This window comes from Deltaproteobacteria bacterium (genome assembly GCA_026129095.1).
In the GTDB taxonomy this organism is placed as follows: domain Bacteria; phylum JAGRBM01; class JAGRBM01; order JAGRBM01; family JAHCIT01; genus JAHCIT01.
In genome coordinates this window covers 69,278-95,109 of record JAHCIT010000009.1, presented here as the reverse complement: position 1 = coordinate 95,109, position 25,832 = coordinate 69,278, and the positions used below count along the sequence as shown (strand labels likewise).

At 60.6% G+C, this 25,832-nt stretch carries 22 protein-coding genes; 10 read left to right on the top strand and 12 right to left on the bottom strand.

Annotated features, from left to right (window positions below):
• Nucleotides 1-2: 2 nt before the first annotated feature.
• Nucleotides 3-4,115, bottom strand: coding sequence for a hypothetical protein (locus KIT79_13215; GenBank protein ID MCW5830263.1), 4,113 nt, complete (start codon nucleotides 4,113-4,115; stop codon nucleotides 3-5).
• Between the two features lie 84 nt (nucleotides 4,116-4,199).
• On the opposite strand from KIT79_13215, the gene KIT79_13210 reads away from it, so the two are divergent.
• Entirely contained in the window at nucleotides 4,200-5,048 is an 849-nt protein-coding gene (locus tag KIT79_13210) for a hypothetical protein (protein MCW5830262.1), read from the top strand.
• 2 nt (nucleotides 5,049-5,050) lie between these two features.
• On the top strand, nucleotides 5,051-6,475 hold the full coding sequence (locus tag KIT79_13205) for a hypothetical protein (GenBank protein ID MCW5830261.1): 1,425 nt from the start codon (nucleotides 5,051-5,053) through the stop codon (nucleotides 6,473-6,475).
• A gap of 12 nt (nucleotides 6,476-6,487) precedes the next feature.
• Here the strand turns inward: KIT79_13205 and KIT79_13200 are convergent, their stop codons facing one another.
• From KIT79_13200 to KIT79_13190, 3 genes are read right to left on the bottom strand one after another with little or no spacing between them, the layout of a single operon-like run.
• Nucleotides 6,488-7,903, bottom strand: coding sequence for an FAD-binding protein (locus tag KIT79_13200; GenBank protein MCW5830260.1), 1,416 nt, complete (start codon nucleotides 7,901-7,903; stop codon nucleotides 6,488-6,490).
• A gap of 13 nt (nucleotides 7,904-7,916) precedes the next feature.
• A complete protein-coding gene (locus KIT79_13195) occupies nucleotides 7,917-8,357 on the bottom strand; it encodes a hypothetical protein (protein ID MCW5830259.1) in 441 nt (146 codons plus the stop codon).
• 36 nt (nucleotides 8,358-8,393) lie between these two features.
• On the bottom strand, nucleotides 8,394-8,627 hold the full coding sequence (locus KIT79_13190) for a ferredoxin (protein MCW5830258.1): 234 nt from the start codon (nucleotides 8,625-8,627) through the stop codon (nucleotides 8,394-8,396).
• Nucleotides 8,628-8,842: 215 nt separating this feature from the next.
• Between KIT79_13190 and KIT79_13185 the strand changes: the two genes are divergently transcribed.
• On the top strand, nucleotides 8,843-10,435 hold the full coding sequence (locus tag KIT79_13185; protein ID MCW5830257.1) for a nitrite/sulfite reductase: 1,593 nt from the start codon (nucleotides 8,843-8,845) through the stop codon (nucleotides 10,433-10,435).
• 7 nt (nucleotides 10,436-10,442) lie between these two features.
• Here the strand turns inward: KIT79_13185 and KIT79_13180 are convergent, their stop codons facing one another.
• From KIT79_13180 to KIT79_13170, 3 genes are all read right to left on the bottom strand, one after another.
• Nucleotides 10,443-11,891, bottom strand: a complete 1,449-nt coding sequence (locus KIT79_13180) for a HAMP domain-containing histidine kinase (protein MCW5830256.1) — start codon at nucleotides 11,889-11,891, stop codon at nucleotides 10,443-10,445.
• An 18-nt stretch (nucleotides 11,892-11,909) separates the two neighbouring features.
• Nucleotides 11,910-13,067: a hybrid sensor histidine kinase/response regulator gene (locus KIT79_13175; GenBank protein MCW5830255.1), complete on the bottom strand. Its 1,158-nt coding sequence runs from the start codon at nucleotides 13,065-13,067 to the stop codon at nucleotides 11,910-11,912.
• A gap of 86 nt (nucleotides 13,068-13,153) precedes the next feature.
• Nucleotides 13,154-13,651, bottom strand: a complete 498-nt coding sequence (locus tag KIT79_13170) for a hypothetical protein (GenBank protein MCW5830254.1) — start codon at nucleotides 13,649-13,651, stop codon at nucleotides 13,154-13,156.
• A gap of 127 nt (nucleotides 13,652-13,778) precedes the next feature.
• Here KIT79_13170 and KIT79_13165 point away from each other — a divergent pair, with 127 nt between their 5' ends.
• Together KIT79_13165 and KIT79_13160 are read left to right on the top strand one after the other, a co-directional pair.
• Nucleotides 13,779-14,759: a DUF445 family protein gene (locus tag KIT79_13165; GenBank protein MCW5830253.1), complete on the top strand. Its 981-nt coding sequence runs from the start codon at nucleotides 13,779-13,781 to the stop codon at nucleotides 14,757-14,759.
• 11 nt (nucleotides 14,760-14,770) lie between these two features.
• Nucleotides 14,771-15,145, top strand: coding sequence for a hypothetical protein (locus KIT79_13160; GenBank protein MCW5830252.1), 375 nt, complete (start codon nucleotides 14,771-14,773; stop codon nucleotides 15,143-15,145).
• Nucleotides 15,146-15,230: 85 nt separating this feature from the next.
• Here KIT79_13160 and KIT79_13155 read toward each other — a convergent pair whose 3' ends face one another.
• The gene (locus KIT79_13155; GenBank protein MCW5830251.1) at nucleotides 15,231-15,425 is read right to left on the bottom strand and encodes a hypothetical protein; all 195 of its coding nucleotides are present in this window, start codon (nucleotides 15,423-15,425) and stop codon (nucleotides 15,231-15,233) included.
• A 42-nt stretch (nucleotides 15,426-15,467) separates the two neighbouring features.
• A complete protein-coding gene (locus tag KIT79_13150) occupies nucleotides 15,468-16,037 on the bottom strand; it encodes a hypothetical protein (protein MCW5830250.1) in 570 nt (189 codons plus the stop codon).
• A gap of 450 nt (nucleotides 16,038-16,487) precedes the next feature.
• On the opposite strand from KIT79_13150, the gene KIT79_13145 reads away from it, so the two are divergent.
• From KIT79_13145 to KIT79_13130, 4 genes are read left to right on the top strand one after another with little or no spacing between them, the layout of a single operon-like run.
• Entirely contained in the window at nucleotides 16,488-17,186 is a 699-nt protein-coding gene (locus KIT79_13145; protein MCW5830249.1) for a TetR/AcrR family transcriptional regulator, read from the top strand.
• Nucleotides 17,186-17,992 carry an outer membrane lipoprotein-sorting protein gene (locus KIT79_13140; GenBank protein ID MCW5830248.1) on the top strand — a complete coding sequence of 269 codons (807 nt, stop codon included), beginning with the start codon at nucleotides 17,186-17,188 and terminating at the stop codon, nucleotides 17,990-17,992. Before KIT79_13145 ends, KIT79_13140 begins: the two co-directional genes overlap by 1 nt.
• A 57-nt stretch (nucleotides 17,993-18,049) precedes the next feature.
• Nucleotides 18,050-20,695, top strand: a complete 2,646-nt coding sequence (locus tag KIT79_13135) for an MMPL family transporter (GenBank protein MCW5830247.1) — start codon at nucleotides 18,050-18,052, stop codon at nucleotides 20,693-20,695.
• Between the two features lie 30 nt (nucleotides 20,696-20,725).
• Nucleotides 20,726-22,123 carry a hypothetical protein gene (locus tag KIT79_13130; GenBank protein ID MCW5830246.1) on the top strand — a complete coding sequence of 466 codons (1,398 nt, stop codon included), beginning with the start codon at nucleotides 20,726-20,728 and terminating at the stop codon, nucleotides 22,121-22,123.
• 18 nt (nucleotides 22,124-22,141) lie between these two features.
• Here KIT79_13130 and KIT79_13125 read toward each other — a convergent pair whose 3' ends face one another.
• Together KIT79_13125 and KIT79_13120 are read right to left on the bottom strand one after the other, a co-directional pair.
• Nucleotides 22,142-22,828, bottom strand: a complete 687-nt coding sequence (locus KIT79_13125; GenBank protein MCW5830245.1) for a transglutaminase family protein — start codon at nucleotides 22,826-22,828, stop codon at nucleotides 22,142-22,144.
• 112 nt (nucleotides 22,829-22,940) lie between these two features.
• On the bottom strand, nucleotides 22,941-24,179 hold the full coding sequence (locus KIT79_13120) for a thiolase family protein (GenBank protein MCW5830244.1): 1,239 nt from the start codon (nucleotides 24,177-24,179) through the stop codon (nucleotides 22,941-22,943).
• 318 nt (nucleotides 24,180-24,497) lie between these two features.
• Here KIT79_13120 and KIT79_13115 point away from each other — a divergent pair, with 318 nt between their 5' ends.
• Nucleotides 24,498-24,794: a MoaD/ThiS family protein gene (locus KIT79_13115; protein ID MCW5830243.1), complete on the top strand. Its 297-nt coding sequence runs from the start codon at nucleotides 24,498-24,500 to the stop codon at nucleotides 24,792-24,794.
• A gap of 13 nt (nucleotides 24,795-24,807) precedes the next feature.
• On the opposite strand, the gene meaB is transcribed toward KIT79_13115, so the two are convergent.
• A complete protein-coding gene (gene meaB, locus KIT79_13110) occupies nucleotides 24,808-25,803 on the bottom strand; it encodes a methylmalonyl Co-A mutase-associated GTPase MeaB (protein MCW5830242.1) in 996 nt (331 codons plus the stop codon).
• Nucleotides 25,804-25,832 lie beyond the last annotated feature (29 nt).

The window sequence follows — 25,832 nt, the reverse complement described above, 5'->3', positions numbered from 1 at the left end:
GGTCACGGCACAGGTGCGATGGAGCCAAGCGGGGCGCCCGGTTCAGGTGAGGGATAGCTGCTGGCCACAGGGAGGTCGTCTCCGTCGCGCAGGAACTCGCTGCCGACCAGAGTGAATACGTCAATCATATTCCCGTCGCTGGCGATGACCCGCGTGCCGTCACTGGTGACGTGAACGGTGCTGTAGGAGTGGCCATCCACAAAAACGGCATCAACAACGGCTAGCGGCCCCGGATGCAGGTTCTCCACCAGATACAGGATACCGGCTGCATCGAGCAGTACCGCAGAGGTCGAGTCCGGAACCGGAGCAATGCCCCGCAGGTTCGTAATCACCTCAGGGCCGTCTCCGAAATCGTATTCGAGCTCGTGGCTTGTCGCGTGCCCCTGAACCGGTGTCACGGGTTCCATGTCGATGACGGTCAGGGTTCTGATGGTTTCGTCGTTTTCCGGCGTGCTGGTATTGCAGACCACATATCCCCTCAGCCCATCAGGTGCGGCAGTTACCTGCGATGGCGAGCGGCAGGTCTGGTAACCCACCTTTGATCCGTTTTCAGTACTGACGAAGGGCTCTGCCGGGAAGACCGACGTTTTCGCATCGAGATTGAACAACAGAAGATCACCGGGCAGGTCTTCCAGTCCGAGGCGGTATCGCAGGACCACCGCCCGGCGTGGCTTGCCCTCTGCCGTGGGCAGGAGGCGGATATCCAGCGGGAAACGAAGGGATGCGGTGAGTGTGCCGGGAAACTCGATAATTTCTCCCGACAGGAACTGGCCGTTTCCGGGATCGATCTCGGCCAGCAGTATCTGGGCCGGTCCGCTTCCGTCGGTGTTGAGGAACGGGGCGAGCAAGGCGGCGCCATCGGCATCCCGGCGTACGTCGCCGGCGATGAACTGGAAGGGGAACACGGCCGAATCGGCGAGTGTGGCGCCGGGTACGGGCAGGTATCCGATGCTGAAGCTCTGGAGAAAGAGATTTTCCTCATCGGCGCGGCCCATGTCGATAAGAAATCCCGCCCCGAAGAAGCCGATGGGGCCCTCGGCCGCGGGGAGGGCGTCTATCGGCGACATTTCCAGGGGGACCAGTTCCGGATCGGCTGCGTCGAGATCAATCATGTAAAATGCGGGATCAGTCTCGGAGCCGCCTGTTTCGAGACGCACGGCCACAACACGGTTCGGCGGCACGATAGCACAGGCACGGTTGCCGGTCAGGGTTTCATTCCCGGCCTCGTCGCGGAAGTAGATCATCAGAGTGTCGCCAGTGACCGCCTCCACCTTGACCAGGCTGGAACCTGTCTCGGCCAGTGGGGCGGAAACGGGGCTGCCGCCACTGGCTGCCGGACAGGCGGGATTGCCCGGTCCCAGGTTCTCCACCACCAGTTCGGTCCGGTGATACTGGGCGCGGCATGCACCGAGCACGAGCACCGTGGAAACGAGGACACCTCCCTCCGGTGAGGCCGCCGTTACATCAGCAAGGCAGTTGACGGGATCGGCGGCAGGGGTCTGCTCGTCACGGACGATATGCAGTTCGATGTCGGTATCGGTTGCGTCGGGGCTCGTGCTGCGGATGGTGAAGGCGAACTCCTCGGCCGGGAAGGTCGTCTGGGCGGCGAATGCTCCGGCCGGCAGGATCGTGAAGCTGAACAGTCCGGTCACAGGATCGGCTTCGGGCAGCGGCAGTGCGGCATCATCGAACAGGGAGGTTCCTGCCGGCGGCGGAGTCCCCTCGAAGATGTCGAGAAGGGCACCCGGCGTCGTCAGGCCGGTGACAATGACCGCACCGGCATTTGTCGGCGTGGCCGTGTAAACGGGGCCTTCCGCGTATTCCAGCCCGAGCACCATGTCCGGGCGGCCGCCGGTCGAATCGTTCATGACGCTCAGGATGACCGGTTCCAGCCCCGCATCGGGGTCATCCAGCGTCATCAGGATTACACGAACAGGATCGCTCTCGTTGCCCACACGGTCATAGGCGGTCAGGTGAAGTTCACGGATCGAATTCGCCTGGAGCCCATCAACCGGCAGGTCGAATTCCCAGGGGCCCTCATCGAGGATATCGGGCGACCAGACCGGGTCGGGAAGCTCAAACGTATCGCCGCCAAGGGTGCCGCGGATATAGGTAGCGCCGCCGGTTGTGGGGAAAGGCAGGTCATATTCGACCGTGCCGTTCAGTTCGATCGAGGCGCAGTCGGCGATGTCTCCAATGAGCTTGACCAGATGGAGGCCGTCGCCAAGATCGAAGCTGCTGACAGTGCATCCAGCGTCCGCCGAGGCCCCTGCAAAATCCGGCGGATCGGGGGGTGTCTGGTCGTTGATCAGGAGAGCCACAGGATCTGGGTCGAGGGTCAGGGAGTTCCCGGCCGGGTCGGTGAGGCCGCCGAGTATTGTTGCCTGTGAATCCGGGGCAATCTGGACGACGGCTTTTGGCCCGGCAGCAGGCGGAAACAGATCGTCATCTGGATCGGCCAGGACGGAATGTGGAATCCCGCTTGTCCGGAAAACCACCGTACTCCCGCGCTCAACCACGCCTTCGAGTTCGAAATCGGTCCCCGCCGAGCGGAAAGCGGGAGTGTCCGGAACCTGGTAGATTGCGTGTCCGGGGGTGTCCGCACCGGTGACCGAAAGGTTGGGTGAGATGACGGTATCTGTCCGGACGGCATATTCGGCGCTCAAGGTCGAGAGCCCAACAATGTTGGTGGACCGGACGCGAATCGTCATCGTGTCGTTGGCTGGGAGGGTGAAGTCCAGCGGAATGATGTTCCCGGTAGCAAAGCTGTCCTCGGCCAAGGGGTTGTCCGGATCATCAGTGTCGTAAACCGTAACCGTCGCGGGTTCATCCAGCGCCATGGTCAGGCGGACCGGGACCGTACCGGCTCCCAAGGACGTTCCATTGATACTCGTTTGCGCGAGGTTGGAGAGCGTTCGCTTGACTGTTCCCTGGCTGGTCAGCGCAAAGTTCGTGACGACTGGCGGCGTATTGTCGCGGGTAACCGTCAGGGCAGTTGTTGCGCCCTGGTTTCCGGCCTTGTCCACCAGCCGGACCGAGAGGGAATTGCCCCCCACGTTGAGCGGGACTGTAACCAGCTCCGGATTGGAATCGATCGTCTGGGTGGTGAGCGCCGAACCGCCAGTCACCCGGACGAAGTCGAGGGTGCTGTCTGCGGTGAAGGAAACTTCCAGGATGACGGAGGCATCGGCGGTGAAGTTCCCCGGATAAACATCGGTCGGGTCGACCGTCGGCGCCAGGGGCGCAACGTCGTCAAACACGTAGGTGAGACCGATGTCGGCCGTATTCCCGGCGAGATCCCAGAACCGGAGCGTCAGGTCGCATTCTATTTCGGTGGCGGGATCGAACAGGAGTCCGGGGAAAGTTCCGGTCACCGAGATACCGGTCAGGGCAATGGTTGCGCTCTGGTTCATGCAGATCGGATCATCGCCGCTGCCAATGACGCGGAACAGGACCGGCTCGCCCAGCAGCAGGGAGTAGGAGGGGGTCAGGTTGTTCGTGTACAGGGGGTTGTTCGTTGCGATGGCCTTGCCGTCGATCTGGATACCGGTCGGTACCGAGACCGACGTGTCGTTCGTGGTGGTAATGCTGAGGTCGGCCGAAACGGCAGCTTCCAGCGAACGGCCATCGCCTGCGGCCCGGACCCCTTGGGTGACTGAAAAACGGACCAGTTGTTCCCCGTCGAACCCCCATACTCCACCGGTTCCCCGGTAGAGGGCGATGGTCCCGCTTGATTCGGTGAAGATGTCCGTGTCCAGTTCGACCGTCAGCGCAGGGCCGGGGACTCCGCCAGAAAGCGGCGAAATACTGATGTTGGTAGCGAGGGTGTCCGGATTGACGCTCCGGCTGAACCGCACGGCAACGCCGGTGTTGTTCTGGATCAGCGACAGGTGCGGGTTCAGGATTTCCGCAGTCAGCGGGGATGTCGATGGCGGCGGCGGCGGGGGTTCATTGCAGGAGTCTGGGTCACGCTGGCACAGGCCCGGCGGGAGCCCGCTGCCCTTGCTGTCGCAGCCTGCACTCCAGATCAACGGAAAAATAAACAGCATTGCAGCGCCGGGCAGCAGCTGCCGCCGCAGCCAGCCCTTGAACAGATCAGATTGAGTAATTCGCATGTACACGAAAGATTTTAGGGGGGGACGGTTGGGAGAGTCCAGTAAATGGGTTACGCTTTTAACCAAGAATTACAGGGGGTTGGCGTGACGCGTCTCACCCGGCGAAAGCTCCTTCACAATTCGGCTCTGGTATCCCTTGCGGCCGTGGCCACTGGGGCCCGTAATGCTACTGCCCAGCAGGGGAGAGGGATAGCTGCCGAAATCGATTCCCACTACTACTACCCGCAGAGGCGCGGACTCAAGAGCCTATTGGCGCAGTTTGAGGTGAAAGAGCTCGAAGGTCGGCTCAGGGCCACGATTATCACCGAAAGCGCGAGTAATCCGGATCTCACGATAGACGCCAGTTCGATCCGTCTGGAAGGTCTTTACGCATGGGATGGCAACAAAAGGACCCGTTTTGCCATTGATGGCTGGCCGACCGGGTATGACCCGCTGGAACTCAAGCGGCATGAAGGCGTCCATAAGCAGATGGCTAACCTGGTGGTGCCGGATGAGCATGAATTTTTCTTCAGGGATTTTGACATACAGACGGAAAAATCAGCATCAGGGCTGACCGTAACGGGCCGCAAAAAGGTGGCCTATACCCGAATCGATTCATTTACGAAGTCCTTTTCGAGGGACTACCGGAAAACGGTCCTCAAGGGTGCCGGGCCGGAGGCAATCTTCCAGACGACGACTACTTATGTTCCGTTCAAGGGCAATCTGGTTTTTGACGAGCTGGATTTCGGGGTGCGGGTCGGTAGCGTTGACCTGCACTATACGATCCGGCCCTACTATGTGGAGATAGAAGGATTTATCTTGCCGTCGCGCATCGTGCTGACCTATTTCGACGAAAATGGACAGATCGACGGCGATCCATTTGAACTGGTTTCGGTCCAGTACGCTGTCAACACCGGGGAGGCAAAACCCGGGGCTGGAAAGAAAAAACAGTGACCTTGCCTGACCGGATTGCTGATGTGCCTGCCCGCCTGACACGCCCGCTGCTGTTTGCAATGCTTCTGCTGCTGTCTTCTGGTTGTTCCGGAGACGGCCCGAAGCTGATTGAGCGGGAACGGGGCCGTCGAGAGGCGGCTGTATTCCGGCTGCTGGAATCCCGTGGCATGCCGGACCGGGTGAACCAGCTTTTCCGCCAGGTACCGCAGGAGCTTTTCCTGGGGCCGGAGAGCAAGGGCGGATCCTATGGTGACCATCCGGTGGAGATTGGCGTCCAGCGGGTAATCTACGGGATGCCCGAACTGGCGCGCCTGATTGCCTTCGCCGACATCGGCCAGTTTCACGACATTCTCCTGATCGGTTCGATGGGCGGATACCTGGAGTCGCTGATCAGGATCGTTCCGGCATTCGTGACGGTGGTTGATGCGGACTGTGCTTATCTCAAGAGATCGGAGCGGGCTTACCGGCGTTACGAATCGGCCGCATCGCTCAAGTCGAGGGGCGGGGTGCGGTTCCATTGCGCGGACCCCATGACGCTGAATGCCGTGCCGGAGAGTGCAGGTGAAAGCGGGCGGCCTGGTTTTGACCGCGTTATCGTGCCTTTTACGGCCGACTGGCTCCCTAAAGTGTGGCTTGACGCCATCCGGCCATCCGGCCGCATCGTGGTGGTGAGCGGGACGCAGAACTTCGGGCGGGTGATGATCGGCAATCTCCAGTCCACGGGGCTCACCTGGCGTCAGGGACCGGACACGCGGTTACCGCGGCTGGATAACCGCCATCCGCAGAATCTGTATGGGCAGTTTGCGGGTGACCTGACCGAGCCGCTCATCTGGCCGGAGTTTGTCCAGCCAGTGGCGGATCCAAAGCCTGACGGTGGAGCTGACGCTGAACCGGCCGGTTCCGGAACAGGATCCGACGATGCGGCTAACGAGCGTGACAGCGGACTGAAGGAAGTCGTTCCGGGCAGACGTGGCAGCTTACTGGACAAAAACGCCGATCCGCTGGGTGGTGCCATGCCGGAAGAAGAACCTTTGCGGCTCAGTATCGCTCCACCCCCCGCCATCCGGGCTGGCGGGAAGGCGCTCGTCGAGATTGCCTTCGAGCGGTCCAGCGAGCTGATCAAGGTTCCCCAGTACCCATCGGCCTACCTGCTGACCGATCCCGCGCCGGGGATCGGGCTGGGCGAGGAGAGGTTCCGAGTCCGGGATATCAGCCGGGAAGATGCAGATGCGAAGGGGCTGGGCATCTCCTACTACGAGGATATCCCGTCACTCCGGGCGAACATTCCCGTGGCTTCAGAGGTAAAGCCGGGCCGGTATCCGGTTTCCGGCACGGTATTCTACTTTTATTGCTCTACCGAGGATGACGCCGGATATTGCGCCATCCACCGGCAGCCGGTTTCGTTCGCCGTGGAAGTGGCGAAGTAGAGCCGGACTTCCCTACTCGTCCGGAAATATCTTTCCGGGATTCAGGATACCCTTGGGGTCGAAAGCGGATTTCACGCTTTTGAGAATGGCCATCTCTGCTGCCGTGAAGGCGATCGGCAGGTATCGTTTCTGCACATAGCCGATCCCGTGTTCGCCGGAGATGGTTCCGCCAAGACTGCAGGTGTGACGGAATATCTCCTCAATGCAGAGTGGGAGTTTCTCGTTCCACTCGTGGTCCGTGATGTTTTCCTTCAGCAGGTTCACGTGCAGATTGCCGTCTCCGGCGTGACCATAGCAGACGCTGGTGACGCCATACCGGGAGCAGATCGACTTGACGCCCCGGAGCAGTTCCGGGAGTGCGGCCCGGGGCACAACCGTGTCTTCTTCCTTGTAAACCGCCCGCTTCTTGACTGCCTCGCCGGTAGCGCGCCGGATCGCCCAGAGTTCGTTCTGCTTGGCGAGGCCGTCGGCAAGGATCACGTCTCGAGCGCCACCTACCATGACGATTTCGGCGACACGTTCAGCCTGGGCACGGACTTCCGCAGGTCCGGGGCCATCCACCTCGATCAGCAGGTGCGCGGCGGCGTCACGGTTGGGAATCGTCCGGCCGAGGTGCCGGCAGGAGCTTTCCACTGCGTCACGCTCCATGAATTCGCAGGCCGACGGAACGACACCGCCCAGGAACAGGGATGAGACGGTGCGGCAGGCATCCTCCGGCGAATCGAAGGCCGCCATCAGCGTCTCGCGGCAAGGGGGCAGGGGGATGAGCCGGAAGGTGATCCGGGTGATGACGGCGAGTGTTCCTTCGCTGCCGATAATCAGCTGCGTGAGGTTGTATCCAGTGACATTCTTCAGCAGTTTGCCGCCCGTGCGGATGATCTCGCCGTTGGGAAGAACCGCTTCCAGGCCCAGCACGTAGTCCTTGGTGACGCCGTATTTCACGGCGCGAGGGCCGCCGGAACATTCGGCCAGGTTCCCGCCGAGATGACAGGAGCCACGGGAGGCGGGATCTGGCGGATAGAACAGCCCTTCCGCCTCGACGGCATTCTGAAAGACCTCGGTGATAACTCCCGGCTCCACTACCGCCATCACGTTCGCTCGGTCGATCTCCAGAATCCGGTTGAAGCGTTTCATCGAGAGCAGGATGCCGCCATGGACCGGCAACGCGCCGCCTGACAGACCGGTGCCGCCCGCCCGTGGGGTCACCGGGATTCCGGCTTCAGCAGCCAGCTTTAGAATTGCCGATACTTCTTCAGTGGTTCCCGGTTCCACCACCACGGCGGCACGGAAGACGAGGTCCTCGGTCTCGTCATGGCTGTAGTCATCCACGGTTTCATCGTCGGTCATGACATGGGAACTGCCGGCGATCTGCCGGAGCCGTGCGATGGTTTCCGGGGTGACGGGCGGATAGCTCTGGTGAACAGGCATGGCCGGATGGCTGCTACTTGCCGGTGGCTTCGTCGTAGGCGGCAATGTGGCGGCGCATCAGTTCGACGATGCCCGGCAGGTCCACCCCGCGGGGGCATATCTTTTCGAACCCCTCCATGCCGGTCCAGCCGTCCACGATGGCACGGGCGGAAGGGTAGTCGGGCATCGAGCGGGAGAGGCACAGGGCGAGGTCGCGCGGCGTCGCAGCCCTCGGATCGTACCGGCGTCCGCCTTCGGTGAACCATGCGTGCAGGCAGAGATCGCAGGCGATGCACTTTTCAAATCCGGTGAACCGTTCGCGCTCGGTGGCCGACACCGTCGTCAGTCCCTCGCTCGTGTAGTTCTCGCGGTACTGCTCCAGCCCCGGCCGCTTGTGGAACGGGGAAAGGAGTTTCACGAAGTGGAGGAAAAACCGCCAGCCGAGAAATGCGAGGGCCTGGAGACGTCTGATCATGAATAAAGGCGGCTTCCTTTTGCCGGACGGTGGACCTTACTCCTCGCCGTCATCCCCGATCGCTTCGGTGGGGCACCCCTCAAGCGCTTCCCGGCAGAGGGCTGTCTCTTCGGGGGTAGTGGGCTGCTTCCGGACAAAAGAGTAACCCTTGTCGTGCATTTCGAAAAACTCCGGGGCCGTATTCACGCAGGCGTCGCAGGCGATGCAGTTGTCGTCCACGTAGTACCGGCCGGGCCGGTTTTCGGGGTAGGCTTTGCGCTTGTCGGCCATCGCTGAGGATTTATTTAGGCCCTTTGGCGGGCGCTTGTCCACGGGAGTCCCGTTGCCCAGTTATCTTTGGCAACCCCTTGAACTCAGGGATGGTTCTAAATATAACTAAAACTGTTAGGTATTGGCGCCTTCTGTCCGGGCGGCTGATCTACTAAACAGAAGCGACTCCTAAAGGAGCCGCTGGTCCACGCGGACAGGCCGGAGCACAGGGAACCATGAACGACGTCGAACGGGCCAAACTAAAGGGCTTTGACAACAACTTCCGCGGCTGGGCCGAGCGCGGGGATGCCGCCATCACCGAGGAGGACTGGAACCTCTTCAAGTTCGATGGCGTCTATAACCAGCTCCACCGCGGCTACTACATGATCCGCATCAAGATTCCCGGCGGCCGTGTCACGGCGGTCCAGGCCCGGGGTATCGCCCACATTGCCGATCGGTACGCCCGCAGCGTGATGAACCTCACCACCCGGCAGGATATCCAGCTACACTGGGTGACTATCGGGAATGTCCACAAGGTGATGGAAGAACTGGACCTGCTCGGCCTCACCACCAAAAATGCCTGCGGCGACACGGTTCGCAATATCGTCGCCTGCCCGTGGGCGGGTATCTGCACCCACGAGGCGTTCGACATAAACCCATACGTGCGGGCCGTGCATGACGACCTTATCGTGCGCGAGGAACTCCGCAACCTGCCGCGCAAGTTCAAGATATCGTTTAACGGATGCTCGGCCTCCTGCGCGCAGCCGCAGATCAACGATATCGGCTATATCGCCACACGCAAGGTGACCGAAGGTGTCGCCGAGAACGGCTTCCGCGTGCTGGCCGGCGGCGGCCTGGGTGCGAAGCCGATCCTCGCCAAAGCGGTATTCGATTTCATCCCGGCCGAGAGCGTCGTCCCGGTGAGCCGCGCGTTCGTGAAGCTGTTCCGCGACCACGGGAACCGCAAGGTTCGCACCAAGGCGCGCATGAAGTTCGTGCTGGCCGAGTGGGGCGTGGAGAAGTTCCGCCAGACGCTGATGGACTACATCCGGCAGGAAGAGTCTGTGGACGCAAACGAGATCATCCCGGCCTCACCCATCGAGCAGGGCGGCGCCATCCAGCCGCCGGATGAATACGTGGGCATCTACCCGCAGAAGCAGCGGGACCGGATGATCATACGTGCGCTGGTAAGGCGCGGCGACCTTTCGGCCTCGCAGCTCTACCGTGTGGCCGATCTTGCCGACAAGTACGGTGACGGCACGGTGACCTTCACCAACCGTCAGAACCTTGAACTGCACTGGGTTCACACGACCGACACGAACGAACTGACGGCCCAGCTCCGCTGGCTCGGGTTTGACGTGAACGGACACTCGCATCTGGCCGATACAGTCGCCTGTGTCGGCACCACGCTGTGCAACAAGGCCGTGGCGGAGAGCCCCGAACTGGCGCACCGGATCATGGACACCTTCGGCGGCGACCAGCGGTATTCGGTCGTGTTCCGCAACTTCCGCGTTCATATCAACGGCTGTCCGAACGCCTGCGCCCAGCACCATACGGCGGACCTGGGGTTCATGGGGCTGGTGAAGAACGTGGACGGCAAGAAACGTGAGGCCTACCAGATCGCCATCGGCGGCCACCTGCAGGGCGCGGGCCGCGTGGGCGACGTCTGCGCCAAGGCGGTTTATCCCGAAAAATGCGTGGACCTTGTACGCTCCGTGCTGGATGTGTTCATGCGCGAGCGCCATTCCAGCGAATCGTTCGCCGACTGCTATGAACGCAAGGGCAATGCCTTCTGGTCCGAGGTCGTCCGGCCCTATCTCGTCGCGTAGGGGAGTTTCAGCCCGCTGGCAGTTCAACGGTGACGCGGGCGCCGCCTTCGGGGCTGTTTGACACGGTGACAAGCCCTCCCATGCGCCCCACCACAATGCGGGCGATGAACAGGCCAAGCCCCAGATGCTTCTTGTCCGCCTTGCGGCTTGTCGAGAACGGCTCCAGCGCGCTTTTCAGCATGTCGCTGGTGAAACCCGGCCCGTCGTCCGTGAACGTCACCTGCACCCGGCGTCCGCCATCGGTGACCTCTGCCCTGACGGTAACGTCCTGACGGCCAAACTCGCGGGCATTCTGCATGATACGCCCAAAGGCATCCCCAAGCTGGTCGCAGTTGCCATGGATGGTGACGGGCGGGATATCGCCATCCAGACGGACTGCCGGCTTTTCCGGGCCGGGTGAATCAATCGCCAGCTTGAGCGCGTGGGGCAGTTCAAACGTGCTCGACTTTACTTCCGTATGGATTGAGAGGGCGTGCAGCACCGACACAATGGAACGGACCCGTTCCTGTCCCTGGAGCGCCATCGCCAGGGTGCCACTGAGTTCCTCGCGTAGCTTCGGGTCCAGCGGTTCGCCGGACGCGCTCTCCAGATCCTCGCGGACGCCGCTGACGAGACTGTGTGCCGATCCGAGAGGATTCCCGATTTCGTGGGCGGCGCCGCGGACGAATTCGCCGATGGCGGCAAGCGCACCGGCTTCGGCGAGCTGTTTCTGCTGGCGGGCAATCTCGTCCATCGCCGTGACCAGTTCCACGTTCACGCGCCGGAGTTCCTGCTCGCGCAGGTCGAGGACGTGCCGGGACCACTCGGCGAGGCCGATTCCAGTGAACAGCCCGCCGGCCAGATTGCCGATCGATAGAAAACTTACCTGCGGATTCTGCAGGGTTTCCCGCGTGAAGTCGGAGTAGAAAGCAGCTTCCGGATAGATACCGGTGACTGACAGGTATGCGCCGCCCATGGCGCAAGTCACACAAAGGCTTGCCGAGAGGATCGTGGTCACCCGGTCGAAGCCGAGCCGGTATATCATGGGATGGACTACGTAGACGAACAGGAAACTCGATGACGTCGCCCCCATATGGATGATGATGTTGGCGGCGACGAACACCTCGATGGCGACGGTGGCGAAGTGCCGCCAGCGGGCTCCCTCTGGCCGGGCGGCGTACAGGGTCCAGAAATTTAGCGTGAACCAGGCGACCCTGAGTGGAGCATCAACGGAGATGAAGATGTCGAGTGCGTCGGGGTTATAGAACGGATCACTGCGCTTGGTGAGATAGAAATGCCAGTAGACGAACCCGAAGGTGACGGCGAATATTACCCGGATCCGGGCGGCAGCATAGTAGGCACGCCAGTCGGTGTGGACGCCCTCTGGCAGGGTGAAAAACCAGTCCCATAGCTTTCGGAATGGCGCGGGGAAACGGTCAACCAGCGAGGAATCGGTGGTTACTGATGGGGTTTGCATTGGGCTATGGATCGTGAATCAGCCGCTGGCGGGAATGGTGATCCGGAACATGGCGCCCGGCGTATCCTTGTCCACCAGTTCGATCGTCCCGCCGTGGGCCTCTACGACCTTGCGCGCGATGGCCATTCCAAGGCCGGTCCCGTGCGCCTTGCCAAACGTGGCGAACGGCTCGAACAGCTTGTCGCGCACTTCCGGGGGTATTCCGCGTCCGGTATCTTCCACTTCAACGTGGATTTTCCCGTCCTCGTCGGGAACGACACGGACGAAAATCTTGCCGCCATCCTGCATGGCATCGCAGGAGTTCGAGATGAGATTCTCGATCACGCGGCGGAACCGCTGTGGATCGATCTGGACCTTAGGCTGGACTTTGAACTCGTGGACCAGTTCCACCGAGGCGTTTCCCAGCAGCTTGGAAAGCGCGGATGTCGTATTGGAAAGGAACTCGCCGATATCCGTGAGTTCCGGCGCGTGGGCGATCTCGCCGCGGGTGAATGCGAGCACGTCGCCCGTCATTCCCACCATGCGGTCTATCTCGCCCCTGAGCGTTTCGTAGATCTTGGCCTTGTCCTCCTTGGGCACCTCGTCCATCGCCAGCAGTTCGCTGAATCCCAGAATCGCCGTCATGGGACCCTTGAAGTCATGGATGATGGACGAGGCCATGGTGCCGATGGCCGACAGCCGTTCGCGGCGGATCAGTTCGGCCCGTGCGTCCTTCAGTTCCTTGTTGGCCTTCTCCAGATCCCGAACCCGGTCTTCGAGCTGGCCGATGAGGTCGCGCTGGTCGAGGCCGCGCTGGACGACGAGCCGGAGATCCTCGTTGTTCCAGGGTTTCTCGATGTAGAAGAACAGCCCGACATCGTTGATCGCCTTGATGACACTTTCCTTGTCAGCATAGGCGGTAATCATGATCCGGGCGGCGGCGGGATGAAGCTGGCGGACCTGCGTCAGCAGTTCGATGCCGGTCATGCCCGGCATGATGTAATCGGCGATCACCATGTCCACCGGCATGGTGGCAGCCTTGCGGGCAGCCTCCACCGGGGCGTTGAACGTGTGGATATCATACTGGGGGTTGCGGCCCAGTGCACGGGCAATGGCGAACGTCACCAGTTCCTCGTCATCGACGACGAAGATGGTGTACTTGCGCTGAGGTTCGAGTATTTTGGCGGCCTCGCTCAAAGCGCCATTCCCCTTCGTTAGAACCCGGTTTCCCTGATGAAACGGACGAAACTGTATTCCGTCCGCAAGAGGGCTTCAAGTCCCGGTCATTCGACCGGTTTGACGAGCTGGCTCATCCGTTTGCGAATGGTGCCGATCTGCCCGAACCCCCGGCTGGCGAGGTAGCGCATCACCGGCATGCCGCCCTTGGCCAGGATGCCGAAATACCCGTGGGCAAAAAGCCTGACCGGGCCGTTGTGAATTGTGGCCGAGATTTTCCGCTCCGGGGCAGCAGTCCAGACCAGTTCCATCAGCTTGATGCCGAATGCGGGAATAGTCTCCTCGGGAAGGTTGATGAGGTCATCCACCGCGCCTGTCGGCAGCCTGAGCGTGAAATCGGGCTTCTCAGCCTGTCCGGGTTCCAGCCGGGGTATTCCGTCCTGCATCCGGAACTGGTACTCGTCCTCGTGGTCGGTGAAGAAGATTCGTACCGCGGCCGACTTGCTCAAGGGGCGGGCGGCCTCGCGGCAGATGGGGCGGTCTTCCAGGAATGATTTCAGCTTGAGATAGGTAGGGTGATCCATATTCAGCGAACGCAGCTGCACCGGTCCTTCATACGTGCGGCACTGGCAACTTTGACCGGATTTTTACGGGAACTGAAGAGGGCCGTTGCTTGTTTTAAGAGCGGGGAAGGGTCCATAACACTATCCGGACGCCTGAACTGTCCTGTTTATGGAGACCGAGGAGACGACGACCGCTCCGCCGCCGCGGAGACCGCTGCTGCCCGACCCGTTTGGCCTGATCTCGACGGCCCGCCGGGTGCTGCCGCTCCCGTCGGCACCGGACATCGGCTGGCTGGATGCCCACAAGGGCACGATCTCGCTGGTGGCGAGCCTCGCCGTCTACCTATCCTCCTATGCAATCGGAGAGCCCTACGCCTGGTGGGTGCAGCGAATCGGCGAGGCGGCGCTCATTGGCTCCTTCGTCGATTTCATCGCCATCCAGATGCTCTTCCGCCGGATGTGGTTCCTGCCGGGATCGGGTGTCATTCCACGAAACCGTATCCGCATCGTCGAGGGGCTTGCCCGTGCCGTCGAGGAAGAGTGGCTCACGGCGGACGTTATCAAGTCGAAACTCTCCGGTATTGATCTGGGTGACCTGCTGGGAAAGGCGCTTGAGCATCTGCGTGACAACGATGAGACCCTTGAGGAGATCCTGAAGCAGATTGCCGTGGGCGCGGCAAGCTGGATCGATTCGAAGGAGTTTCTCGACTTTCTCTCGTCACAGGTGAAAAACCGTGTCGGCCGCGTGGGGCAGGTGGCCCATGCCGTCGGCATTATCGACACGGAAGTGATGGCCTCCGACATCGCCAGGACGCTACTGGAACAGGTCAAGGGACTCCCCACGAACGAGAACGTCCGCAAGCGCATCCAGGAAGAACTGGGACGTTCGGCCGACGAAGTGCGGACTGATGAGGAACTCAAGGCCCGGTTCGACCGGATCAAGATCCAGATCGTGGACTACCTGCTCGTCAGCATGGAGGGCCGTATCCACGACATGGTGCTGGAGAACCTGATCCGTTTTACCGACGACGACATTCGCGAGATGTTTGAAACCAAGACCAAGAGCCACCTGGAGTGGATTCGCGTGAACGGGGCCATTTTCGGCGGCCTGTTCGGCGCGGTCTTTGCGGCAATCCACAAATACTGGTAAGATTCGCCCTTGTGGAAGCTGAACCGAAACCTGTTCCGAAACCCCGCACGGCCAGGAAATCCCGCAAGCAGGCGAAGGCTCAGGCCGTGCCCGGGGATATTGCGACCCAACTGGAAAAGCTGACCGAAACGGTTGCAGCTGACCTGGCGATCGAACTTCCGAAGCCCAAAGGCCCGAAGCCGCCGCCTCCCGACCCCGGTATCCGGGGGTCTGGCGGAACCATTCACTACTACCGCGAGCAGGCCAAACGCTCCCGCGCTCTCCGCCTGACGGGCCTCATTGTGGGTGCGGTCTCCACCGCCGCGGCCGTTACGGGTATTATCGCCACGGCTGTCATCAACGCCGAACGCCGTCAGCGGGCCAAGGGAAAGAAGAAACGGAAGTAGGGATTCGTATCCCGGCATCCCGCTCCCAGACGCAAAACCGCCGCGGTCCCTTCAGGTTCCGCGGCGGTTTCTGTTTCCGGCGCTGCTAGAGGTAGGCGATCCGCTGGTCGATGACGGGCAGGTTCAGGGCCGTTGCCGGATCCGGCCGCCGTTGCGCGGGGTCCAGGGGGATCACCGGGGCGACGTCCGTTCCGCTGGCCCTTCCTTCGCCGTGGGCTTTTACCCGGTTTCTGATTTCGCGGATCCTGGCGAGGAGCTTGCAGTATTCGTTCTCGTTCATGGCTTCTACGTCCTTGCTTTGATGGTTTGGCGGTCGGGGTGGTCAGCGGCCCTCGCCGGCGGCGTTCATCACGAACACCGGGGGGCTCTCGCCGGGATCGCGGCCCAGCTGCATCGGATCACCCAGGGCGGTGGCCTTCGGAGTCGCCATGGCCACGAATCCGCCGGGCCGGCCGGGCTGGTCGATGACGGTGATGAGGCCCTTCTTGCGGAGCATCTTCAGTGCCTCGTCGATCTGGGCGCGGGTGAGCCGCCGGTCCTTGGCGAAGGTTTCCAGGTCGGCGTTCCGGGCCCTGTAGAGGGTAGCCAGAACATCCACTTCCTCGGGGCTCACCTTGACGCCCATGCGGGACTCGATCTCGCGGGCCGCGTCCTGCAGGCGGGCATAACGGATCGCCTCGGCATCCTGGTTGTCGAACCGCTCGATGCCGTCGTACCACTTGGTGGTGCGCATCGTTTCGCCGGTCTTCATGGCCATCAGGGCCGACGCGCCGGTGGCGGCAGTCGGGGCCACGAGCGTGCTGGCAACGATCACCGATTCGGCGCAGCCGGCTGTCAGGAACAGGGCGGCGAGGGCGGAAAAGGCAGTCAGGGTGGTCTTGCGGGTCTTCATGGTCAGTTTCCTCCGTGTCTCTTGCCCCTGTTTCGTGTGCTCCTTGCGGGGGAGGGGGCGGAGCCGGTTGGCAATTTATGTATTACAAATGATGTGCCAAACTTAAAAATCAAATGAATACAAATAGTTATATTGATAACGCAGTGTTCCAACCCTGAGCATTTACCCGCCCTGGAGCAGGGGGCTGTTCCGGTTTGGGGTACGTTGGGTTGGATGGGCGAAACAGGGTTTCTGGAGATGAAACCCTAGGGGAGGAAAAGCTTTGGAATCCAAGGACGACGTAAGTGGTCATTTCCATGCTGACCACGCTTCACCACGGCTGGCCACGCCTCACCACGGGTCCGAAACGCAGACATCCAACGCCACAATCCCGAAAATTAAGAAAAACAGTGCTTTTGGGGCACTATAATCCTTGACTCAAGTCTAACTATTCGATAGAAGCGTTCAGAGATGGACCCAAGTCTAAAAATATCGTCTCTGGCCACCGAGCCGATCCGGGGCCGCCGGGACCAGAAGAAACTGGAAAACCGGGGCCGGATTTACGACACGGCTATCCGGCTGTTCGGCGAGCGGGGCTACGACAAGGTCTCGGCCGACGACATCGCCCAGGAGGCCGGGGTCTCCCGGGCGACCGTTTTCAACTACTTCCCGAGCAAGGCCGATTTTCTCTCCGCCTATACCGAGGAATACCTGGAAGTGGTTCTCGGCTACTGGGAGACGGTGGCCCATCTGCCACCGGTCGCCCGGCTCGACACGATGGCACGGCTCATGGGGCGCGAGGCCGAGCAGCGCCGGCAGTTCCTCGATCTGCTCAGTATCCAGGACTACACGCAGGGGCCCGAACGGCTCCGTCTCGACCGGCAAAAGTTTCTGGCCGTCATCGAACGGCTCTGCCAGACGATCGAAGAGGGCAAGGCTACCGGCGAGATTCGTCCGGAACTGGACACATCCGACATTACCGCGATGGTCGAGGCATCCTACAACTCGGTATTCATGGAGCGGATGCTGACGGGCGAGGATTTGCCCGTCGGGGAAATGATCCGGCGGCGGTACGGGATTGCCCGGACAGGAATAGTCACGGCGGAATTCTCCGCCGGAGAAAAGCACACAGGCTCCGGTACAGGGTCCGGAGAGGAAGAGAGACATTGATGAGAAACCGGATGCTGGCAGCGGTGATGTTCGGGGTTGTTTTTGCATGTGCTGGCGCCGCACGGGCGGATGAAGCAGTTCTTCCTCCGCCTGCGGATGCGAATGAACTGATGCGGCGGGCGGACAAGCTGAACCGGTCTGACGACGAGACCCGTGAAGCGAAGATGACGCTCATCAACAAGAACGGCACGACCCGCGAGCGCCGCATCATCATCTGGACCAAGCGCAAGGACGACGATAACGACTACTCGCTGGTCCGGTTCATCGCCCCCGGTGACGTTGCGGGCACAGGGCTTCTCACCGAGGAGTTCAGCGACCGGGATGACGACCAGTTCCTCTATCTGCCGGCGCTGAAGCGGACCCGACGGATATCGTCATCCGACAAGAGCGACTCGTTCATGGGGACTGATTTTTCGTTCGAGGACATGGAAGCCTTCGACGAAAAGGACTGGGACCACAAGAAGATTGGTGAGGAAGCCTACGAGGGCCGAAAGGTCTGGATCGTGGAGTCAGTCCCCAAGAGCCCCAAAAAGATCAAGGAAACGGCGTATGGAAAGATCGTCGGAAAGGTCGATCCCGAGCGCTACATCGTTCTGGCGAGCGACTACTTCAACAAGAAGGACGAGCATATCAAGGAGTTCAAGGCCCTGAACATCAAGCCTTATGGAAAGTTGTGGCGGGCCGAGCGGATCGAGATGCGCACACTCAAGTCCGGTCACACGACGACCATCGAGTATTCGGATACGAAGATCAATACGGGGCTGGAAGTCTCGCGCTTTACCCGTCGCGAACTTGAGAAGAACTAGCCGTCCACTGCTGCCTGACTGAAAATCCGTGGCGAGATGCCGCCGGGAGCAACACCTGTGAGAAATCTGGTTGAGTCCTCAATCAACGCCCTGTCGCGTTTCAGTGTGCGCAACCCCTTCTGGGTGCTGCTGGGAATCCTGTTCATCATGGTGCCACTCGGTTACCAGGTGGGGAAGCACATTGAGGACCAGGACAACTCCTCCCGTATCTGGTTCCCCAGACATGACCTTAGCTACGCCTACTACGACGTTTTCAAGGACGAGTTCGAATCCGATGAAAACGTTGTTGTCGCAATCAAGGCACGCAACGGCATCTTCAACAGGGAGACGCTGGAAATTATCAGGGCGGTCGAGGCTGAACTGGAGAAAATCCAGAACATCGAGGATGTGAAGTCGATCCTCTCGATGAATAACGTCAGGGGCGAGAAAATTCTCGACGAGGATGGCCAGGAGCAGTTTGAGCTCCGGATAGAGCCCCTGTTTCCCGAGGATGCGGAGTTCACTCCGGAGGAAATAGCCTTTGCCCGCGAACGGGCCATGGCAGACGAAAACATGGTCGGGAACCTGATCTCTCCCGATGGCAATTTCGCAGCGGTTTTCGGCCGGATTGTCGCCACCGACGACATGGGCATCAAGCGGAAGCTCACGGAGGATTCAAAGGCGGCGCTCAGGCGTCTGGAGGAGCAATTCAAGGATATGGGCGTGGTGTTCTCCGAGAACACCAATGCGCTGATTGATTTTCGCGAGGACGAGTTCAAGAACGCTCCTATCCAGTTCTATCTCGCGGGTATTCCGATATTCGACTACGAATTCGACGCGCTTTCGGTCGCCGACCAGCAGGAGATGACTCCGCTCACGCTGGCGGTGATCATCGTCGTGCTGCTCCTCATGTTCCGCAGTATCCCGATGGCCTTCATACCGATGGGCCTCATGATGGCTGTGGTCAGCATCGTGTGGGGCCTGTACGTGATCGCCGGACAGAAGATGAACATGCTGGTGGGCATGACGGCACCCGTGCTGATTGTCGCCTGTGTGGGTGATTCAGTGCACATCCTGTCTGCCTATTTCCTCCAGCGGCGTCCGGGCGTGTCGCGGATGGATGCCATTCTGGAGGCCGCCCGGCAGGTGAACTGGCCGTGTCTGTTTACCTCCATTACGACATTCTTCGGCTTCGTTACCTTTTCTTTCGCCTATGTGCCGCCGATGCGGTGGTTTGGACTTTGTGCGGCATTCGGTGCGCTGGTGGCCTACATCCTCACGTTCAGCCTGGTACCGGCGATCATCTCGGCACTGGACCGGATTGAGCAATGGACCCGGAGTCATGAAACGAGCCTGCTAGCCCGGATTCTGGGAGGGCCGGTCCGGCTGTTCCTTCGTGAACCCAAGCCGGAACAACTGGAAACCCTCCGTTCCGGGATGCTGTCCAGGTTCCTGGAAGGAATGGCCAACGCCACCATCAGGTTCCGGGCTGCCATCATCGTTGTCCTGGTGGCAGTGACGGGCGTATCGGTGTGGGGTGCCTCGAAGATCAAGATTGAATCGAACAATCTCGATTTCATCCCGGACACCCACTACGTCCAGTACGCCATGACGGCCGTCCAGGACGAGCTGACAGGCCTTTCCAATATTGAGGTCATTTTCGAAGGGGATGAGAATTTCGCGAAAAACCCGGACGTGCTGAAACGAGTCGATTCGCTGGTGGAAACGGTGAAGGCACGGCCGCATGTCTCGACGGTGTTCAGCCATACGGTGTACCTGAAGCAGATCCATCGGGCGATGCACGGCGGTGATGAGTCCTATTTCAAGGTTCCGGATTCGGAGGAACTGATCGCGCAATATCTGCTGCTTGCCGAGCTGTCAGGTGACAAGGATATCAAGTCATTCGTGAACTACGACTATTCGCGGATCCGGGTAACAATCCGTTCCAGCCAGACGCAATCGTCCGAGTTTAAGCTCATGGTGAAGGAAATCACGGCGGATATTTCCCAGCTGCTTCCTGACATCAGGCGGGTCGACTTTACCCAGCTACAGCCCGGCTTCAGGTCGGGCGACCCGTTCGCGTTCGTTTCTTCGGTCCGGAAAAGCGGCGATGCTCCGGTTTACAAGATCACCGGCCTGATCCCGCTGTACAGCATTCTGGACCGCAATTTTCTGGAGACACTGCTGAAGTCATTTTCACAGTCGTTCGCGCTTGTGCTCTTGTGTCTGATCTTCATGACCCGGTCACTCAAGCGTTCGCTGATGGGTATGGTCCCGACGGTGTTCCCCCTCGCCGTGACAGGCGGGATGATGGGCTTCGTCGGCTGGAAGCTGGACCCCGCAACGATCCTGATAGCCGGCATGGTGCTGGGTCTGGCGGTCGACAACGCCATTCACTATCTCGCCCGTTTCGAGACGGCGATTGGAGAAAGCGGCAACGACTACCGGAATGCCATCCATTACACAGCACAGCATGTGGGCCGCGCACTGTTCGCTGCTGGTTTCATTCTGGTGTTCGGCTTTGGCGTGATGATGTTCGGCAGTTTTTACCCGACACGCAACTTTGGCATGCTTTCAGCCATGAACATGTTCCTGGCCATTGGTGCGACAATGCTGTTCCTGCCGGTCCTGTTCCAGATTCTCCGGCCGTACGGCAAGCCATCGGATGCCAGTTCCGTTACGGGCGCGGAACCGGCTGGCGAGCCTCCGTCAAAGGCCGCATAAGTCTCACAGGCTCGCAGGGGGATGGAAGCGATGACCAACCGGATGTGGATGGCCTGTGCTGGACTGGTAATGATTGCCGGGCTGCCCGGTGTGGCCAGCGCCGTGGAGTGGGACAAGGTGACGTTCCGGGGATTTCTCCAGTACCAGCACAAGAGTTTCCTGCTGGATCACCAGCCACTGTTCGACAATACCAACAACGAGCTCCGTGCGCAGATGGAACTGACTTTTGACCTGACCGATGAGTTCCGTATCCGCTTGACGCCCGAGGCCTATACTGATGTCACGCGGCGTGATTCCTACCGTCACCGGGTCTATTTCAATGAGGGCTACGGGCAGGTGACAAAGGGCGATTTCGACCTTCGGTTTGGAAAACAGATCGTCACCTGGGGGCAGGCCGATACGGTAAGGCCGACCGACGTGTGGCGCCGGCGTGACTACTCGGACTTTTTCCTCGATACGGAGGAAGGCGTTTTGGGGCTCCGGGCCGACTTTACCGGCCTCGGTCCACTGACGGTGCAGGGCGTCTTCGTGCCTTATTTTGTCCCCGACATCTTTCCGTTCGGAGAACGCCACAACCGCTTTTTCCATGCGGAAAATGTCTACCGGCAACTCGGCCAGGAAATGCTGAACAACGGAGCACCACAGGAACTGGTGGACTCGCTGGATGGGTTCCGCGTGAGCGATGGTGCGAACCTCCCCAATTCGCTCAGGAGATCGGAGGGAGGTATCCGGATCAGCGGTTCCTTTGATGGATGGGACGTCAGCGCGAGCTACGCCTCGTTCTTTAACCGGGTTCCGACATCGTTCCAGATGACTCCGCCTGCGCCCGCCAACCCGCCGCCGGGACCGCCACCGAACACCTATTTTGGCGACCCCGATATCCAGATGGCGCTGTTTTATCACCGTGTCCACATGATCGGTTTCGACTTCGTCAAGCTGTTCGGGAAGCTGGGGATCCGGACCGAGGCGGCCTACTTTTTTACCGAAGACCGCAAGGGGACCGATCCGCGGGTGGACGATCCATATCTCAAGGTGACCACCGGCTTCGACTACGAGTTCACCAACATCATCGGCGACTCGGACCTCACGCTTATCGCCCAGGTCGCCATTGACGAGGAGCTTCCCCGCAAGGGTGCGACGATCAACCAGAAGGAGGGGATAAACCTGATCCACTTCTACCGGTATGCCTTTGTCGGTACGGCCACATGGAAGTTCACCGAATACCTCAAGGTCCAAACGCCGTTCTTCGTCAATGCCCAGAACGGCGACTACCTGGTCCAGCCGGAGTTCAACTGGAGTCCCGTGGATGGTTTCGAAATAATCGGTGGCGGGGATATTGTCGGTGGCGACAGGACCAATCCCCAGTCGTTCTTCAGCGTGTTTGACCGGGATGACCGCGTTCGGATGGCGCTGAAATACAGCTGGTAAGACCGGCAGGCCGCCGGGCTAGCTGCTGATCGGACGGGCCTCGGCGGCGAAATCCCCGCCGGGCAGGCCGTTTTCCACCAGCGAGTTTCCGTAAATCTCTTTCCAGGCGGTCAGGATCTCGGCGAGCGGAAGATCGTCGAACTGGCCACGGTCGCGGACATATTCCATGTGCTTGCGTCCGGTGGAATCGAACGGATGGAAGATGGCATCGGTTCTGCCGTCCCAATCGAGGGGTTTCACGCCGAACTTCTCGCACAGCGACAGGTTGAAGGTCGGCGTTACCTTGATCCACCGGCCGTCCAGCCAGGCCTCCGTATAGCCGTGGAAGACGAAGACATCGATGCCACCCATCCGGGAGCGAAGCTTGTCGGTGGTCAGGTGGTTGCGAACATCGGCGAAACCGAGGCGGGCCGGGATGCCGGCCGCCCTCAGTGTGGCAGCGAGGACAACCGCTTTGGGAACGCAAAATCCGCGGCTGCGCCCGATTACCTTGCTGGCGATGAATGAGTTCAGCGTTCCGTCAAAACAGTACGGGTCGTAGTGGATATCGTCACGGACGCCATAGAACAGGGCTTTTGCCTTCTCGGCGGGGTTCGTCAGCCCGGAAATCTTTCCTTCCACATAGGCCCGGACTTCGGGGCTCGCCGAGTCGATGAATGCGGTCGGGCCCAGGCATTTTTCCGGCTGGCTGGAACTGGCTTCCATACGATCTCCTGCGCCGGATTGTGACACCGGCTCTGCCGGAACGGCAAACAGAAACGCCGGTCCCATGGAAGGAACCGGCGCCCTGTTCTGGATAGCGGCCATCAGGCCGTAATTACACGCGTTCGATGATCGTCGTGATGCCCATGCCAAAGCCGATGCACATGGTCGCAAGGCCATAGCGCTTCTGGCTGCGCTCAAGCTCGTTCACCAGCGTCGCGATGAGCCGGGAGCCGGTTGCGCCGAGCGGATGGCCGAGGGCGATGGCGCCGCCGTTCACATTCACCCTGGCCGGGTCCATGCCCGTGTCCTGGATCGTGCAGAGCGGAACCGGCGCGAATGCCTCGTTGATCTCGATGACGTCGATCTGGTCGATCTTCATGCCAGCCTTCTTGAGGCACTTCTGCGTGGCTGGAATAGGGCCGGTGAGCATGATGACCGGTTCGGAACCGGCCACCGCCATCGCCACGATACGGGCACGGGGTTTGAGACCCAGTTCCTTGGCCTTCTGCTCGGTGCCGATGAGGACGGCCGAGGCCCCGTCCACGATACCGGACGAGTTGCCTGCGTGGATGACGCCAGTCGGCTTGAAGACCAGCTTCAGCTTGGCGAGGCCCTCCAGCGTCGTTTCCGGGCGCGGATGCTCGTCGGTATCGAAGGTGACTTCCACCTTGCCATCTTTCGCCTCGCCGAACCGTTTGGCCGCCTCGGCTTCGGGCATGAACTTGAGGAGGTGGGCCTTGTAGGCGTCAGCCGTGCCCTGGTCCACCTTCACCTTGAGCGGGGTAATCTCGTTCCGGAAGTGGCCGCCGCTGATTGCCTTGTGGGCGTTCTGCTGCGACTTGAGGGAGAATTCGTCGAGTTGCTGGCGGGTGAACTTCCACTTCTCGGCGATCATCTCGGCAGAGACGCCCTGCGGCACGAGCGAATACTTGGAGAGCAGGGAGCGGGCTGGTGGGCCCATGTCGGCGCCCATCGGGGCCCGGGTCATGTGCTCCACACCGGCGCCGACCACCAGGTCCTGCGCGCCCGACATCACCGCCTGCGCTGCGAAATTGACCGCCTGCTGGCCTGAACCGCAGAACCGGTTGATCGTGACGCCCGACACCTCGATCGGCCAGCCGGCCGCCAGCACCGCGCCGCGGGAGATGTTCGTCCCCTGCTCGCCCGTCTGGGTGACGCAGCCCATGATCACGTCGTCGATCTGCTTCAGGGTTTCGTTATTCAGCTTGCACTGGTCCTTGAGGCCGTTCAGGGCCGTGACGGCGAGATCCATCGGGTGGGTTTCCTTGAGGGTTCCCTTCTTCTTGCCCATGGCAGTGCGGGTGGCTCCGAGAATATATGCTTCCGGCATGACTTGAGTGACTCCTTGGATGGAGTGTGCGGGGTTTCGCGATTGAAACCGTGCCGCCCACGTCCGGGTAGTGACTGTCGTGTCCGCCGGCCACATCCGGCCGACTGAATCGCCGTTCAGTCCAGCGGCCTATTTATCCCGATTTTGACTGGCGCGTCAATCGGATAGTTTTGCGTCCATGACAGGAGAAAAACCCCATCAATTGCAGTCATCTGAACACCCCCATTGCCCGCAGCCCCCGGTTTGTGACATGCGTGTCGCACCTGATATGGGCGGGTGAGCGGCCCCGTTTTTATTTCCCTAAGGAGTTTTACGTCCGTGGCAATCAAGGTTCGTATTCCCACACCTTTGCGCAAGTACACCGCCAACCAGGCCGAGGTCTCCGCCAGCGGCGGGACAATCAAGGCGATCATCGACGATCTCGACAGGAACCACCCCGGACTCAAGGACCGGATCTGCGACGAGAATGGAAAGTTGCGGAAGTTCGTCAATATCTTTCTCAATGACGAGGATGTCCGGTTCATGGAGTCCATCGACACGCCGGTGAAGGACGGTGACGAGGTGGGGATCGTCCCTGCCATCGCGGGGGGCTCTGGCACTCTTCAGGCCGCTTGATGAGGAGCAGCCGTCAGGTCTTTTTTGCGGACGGATGGAACTTTTCCAGCAGATCAATGGCGGCTGCAGTGGGTGAACGTTCCCCGGCGAGAACCTGCCGTTCGGCAGCAGCAGCCAGTGGGGCGATCATACTGTCCTCGCGGAAACGGCGCTGCAGGCCATCGTCGATTACGTTCCACATCCAGTCGAGGGCCTGCTGTCGGCGCTTGGTGGTAAGGCCGCCGGTTTCCGTCATCAGTTTCCGGTATTGAAGGATCATCTCCCACACCTCGGGGATTCCGGTTCCCTCGATGGCGCTGGCGGCGAGCACGTGCGGCGCCCAACTGTCATTTGAGGGCTGGAGCAGGTGGAGGGCGTTTTCGTATTCTGCACGGGCCTTGAGCGCCCGCTCACGGTTGTCTCCGTCTGCCTTGTTCACGACCAGCCCGTCGGCCAGCTCAATGATGCCTTTCTTGATTCCCTGAAGTTCGTCGCCGGCTCCGGCGATCATCAGGACTAGGAAGAAATCCACCATTGAGGCAACGGCAGTTTCCGACTGCCCAACACCCACGGTTTCCACCAGTATCACATCGAAACCGGCAGCCTCGCACAGCATCATGGTTTCGCGGGTTTTCCGGGCCACACCGCCAAGCGCACCACCCGATGGAGACGGCCGGATAAACGCATTCGGGTCCAAGGTGAGCCGTTCCATACGGGTCTTGTCGCCAAGGATTGATCCACCCGAGACGCTGCTCGAAGGATCAACCGCGAGCACCGCGACCTTGTGCCCCTTGCTGGTGAGATGCAGACCGAATGCATCGATGAAGGTGCTTTTCCCGGCACCGGGAACCCCGGTAATGCCAACCCGGGCGGCATTGCCTGTAAAGGGGTGAATGCGGTCCAGAAGATCACGCGCCATGCGGCTGTCGTCAGCCCTGAGACTTTCGATCAGGGTGATCGCCTTGGCCAGGATACGGCGGTCGCCAGTCCGGACACCGTTTACATAGTCTTCGAGAGTGAATTCCGGCATAAGGGGCGGCCTGACCAACCGCAGTCCCC

Excerpts from the sequence above, each read along its gene's own strand:
- KIT79_13190 (MCW5830258.1), bottom strand. The coding sequence starts at position 8,627 with ATGGCCGACAAGCGCAAAGCCTACCCCGAAAACCGGCCCGGCCGGTAC.
- KIT79_13155 (MCW5830251.1), bottom strand. The coding sequence starts at position 15,425 with ATGAACGAGAACGAATACTGCAAGCTCCTCGCCAGGATCCGCGAAATC.
- KIT79_13215 (MCW5830263.1), bottom strand. The coding sequence starts at position 4,115 with ATGCGAATTACTCAATCTGATCTGTTCAAGGGCTGGCTGCGGCGGCAG.
- KIT79_13130 (MCW5830246.1), top strand. The coding sequence starts at position 20,726 with ATGACCAACCGGATGTGGATGGCCTGTGCTGGACTGGTAATGATTGCC.
- KIT79_13150 (MCW5830250.1), bottom strand. The coding sequence starts at position 16,037 with ATGAAGACCCGCAAGACCACCCTGACTGCCTTTTCCGCCCTCGCCGCC.
- KIT79_13120 (MCW5830244.1), bottom strand. The coding sequence starts at position 24,179 with ATGCCGGAAGCATATATTCTCGGAGCCACCCGCACTGCCATGGGCAAG.
- KIT79_13145 (MCW5830249.1), top strand. The coding sequence starts at position 16,488 with ATGGACCCAAGTCTAAAAATATCGTCTCTGGCCACCGAGCCGATCCGG.
- meaB (MCW5830242.1), bottom strand. The coding sequence starts at position 25,803 with ATGCCGGAATTCACTCTCGAAGACTATGTAAACGGTGTCCGGACTGGC.
- KIT79_13200 (MCW5830260.1), bottom strand. The coding sequence starts at position 7,903 with ATGCCTGTTCACCAGAGCTATCCGCCCGTCACCCCGGAAACCATCGCA.
- KIT79_13165 (MCW5830253.1), top strand. The coding sequence starts at position 13,779 with ATGGAGACCGAGGAGACGACGACCGCTCCGCCGCCGCGGAGACCGCTG.
- KIT79_13125 (MCW5830245.1), bottom strand. The coding sequence starts at position 22,828 with ATGGAAGCCAGTTCCAGCCAGCCGGAAAAATGCCTGGGCCCGACCGCA.
- KIT79_13185 (MCW5830257.1), top strand. The coding sequence starts at position 8,843 with ATGAACGACGTCGAACGGGCCAAACTAAAGGGCTTTGACAACAACTTC.
- KIT79_13140 (MCW5830248.1), top strand. The coding sequence starts at position 17,186 with ATGAGAAACCGGATGCTGGCAGCGGTGATGTTCGGGGTTGTTTTTGCA.
- KIT79_13195 (MCW5830259.1), bottom strand. The coding sequence starts at position 8,357 with ATGATCAGACGTCTCCAGGCCCTCGCATTTCTCGGCTGGCGGTTTTTC.
- KIT79_13180 (MCW5830256.1), bottom strand. The coding sequence starts at position 11,891 with ATGCAAACCCCATCAGTAACCACCGATTCCTCGCTGGTTGACCGTTTC.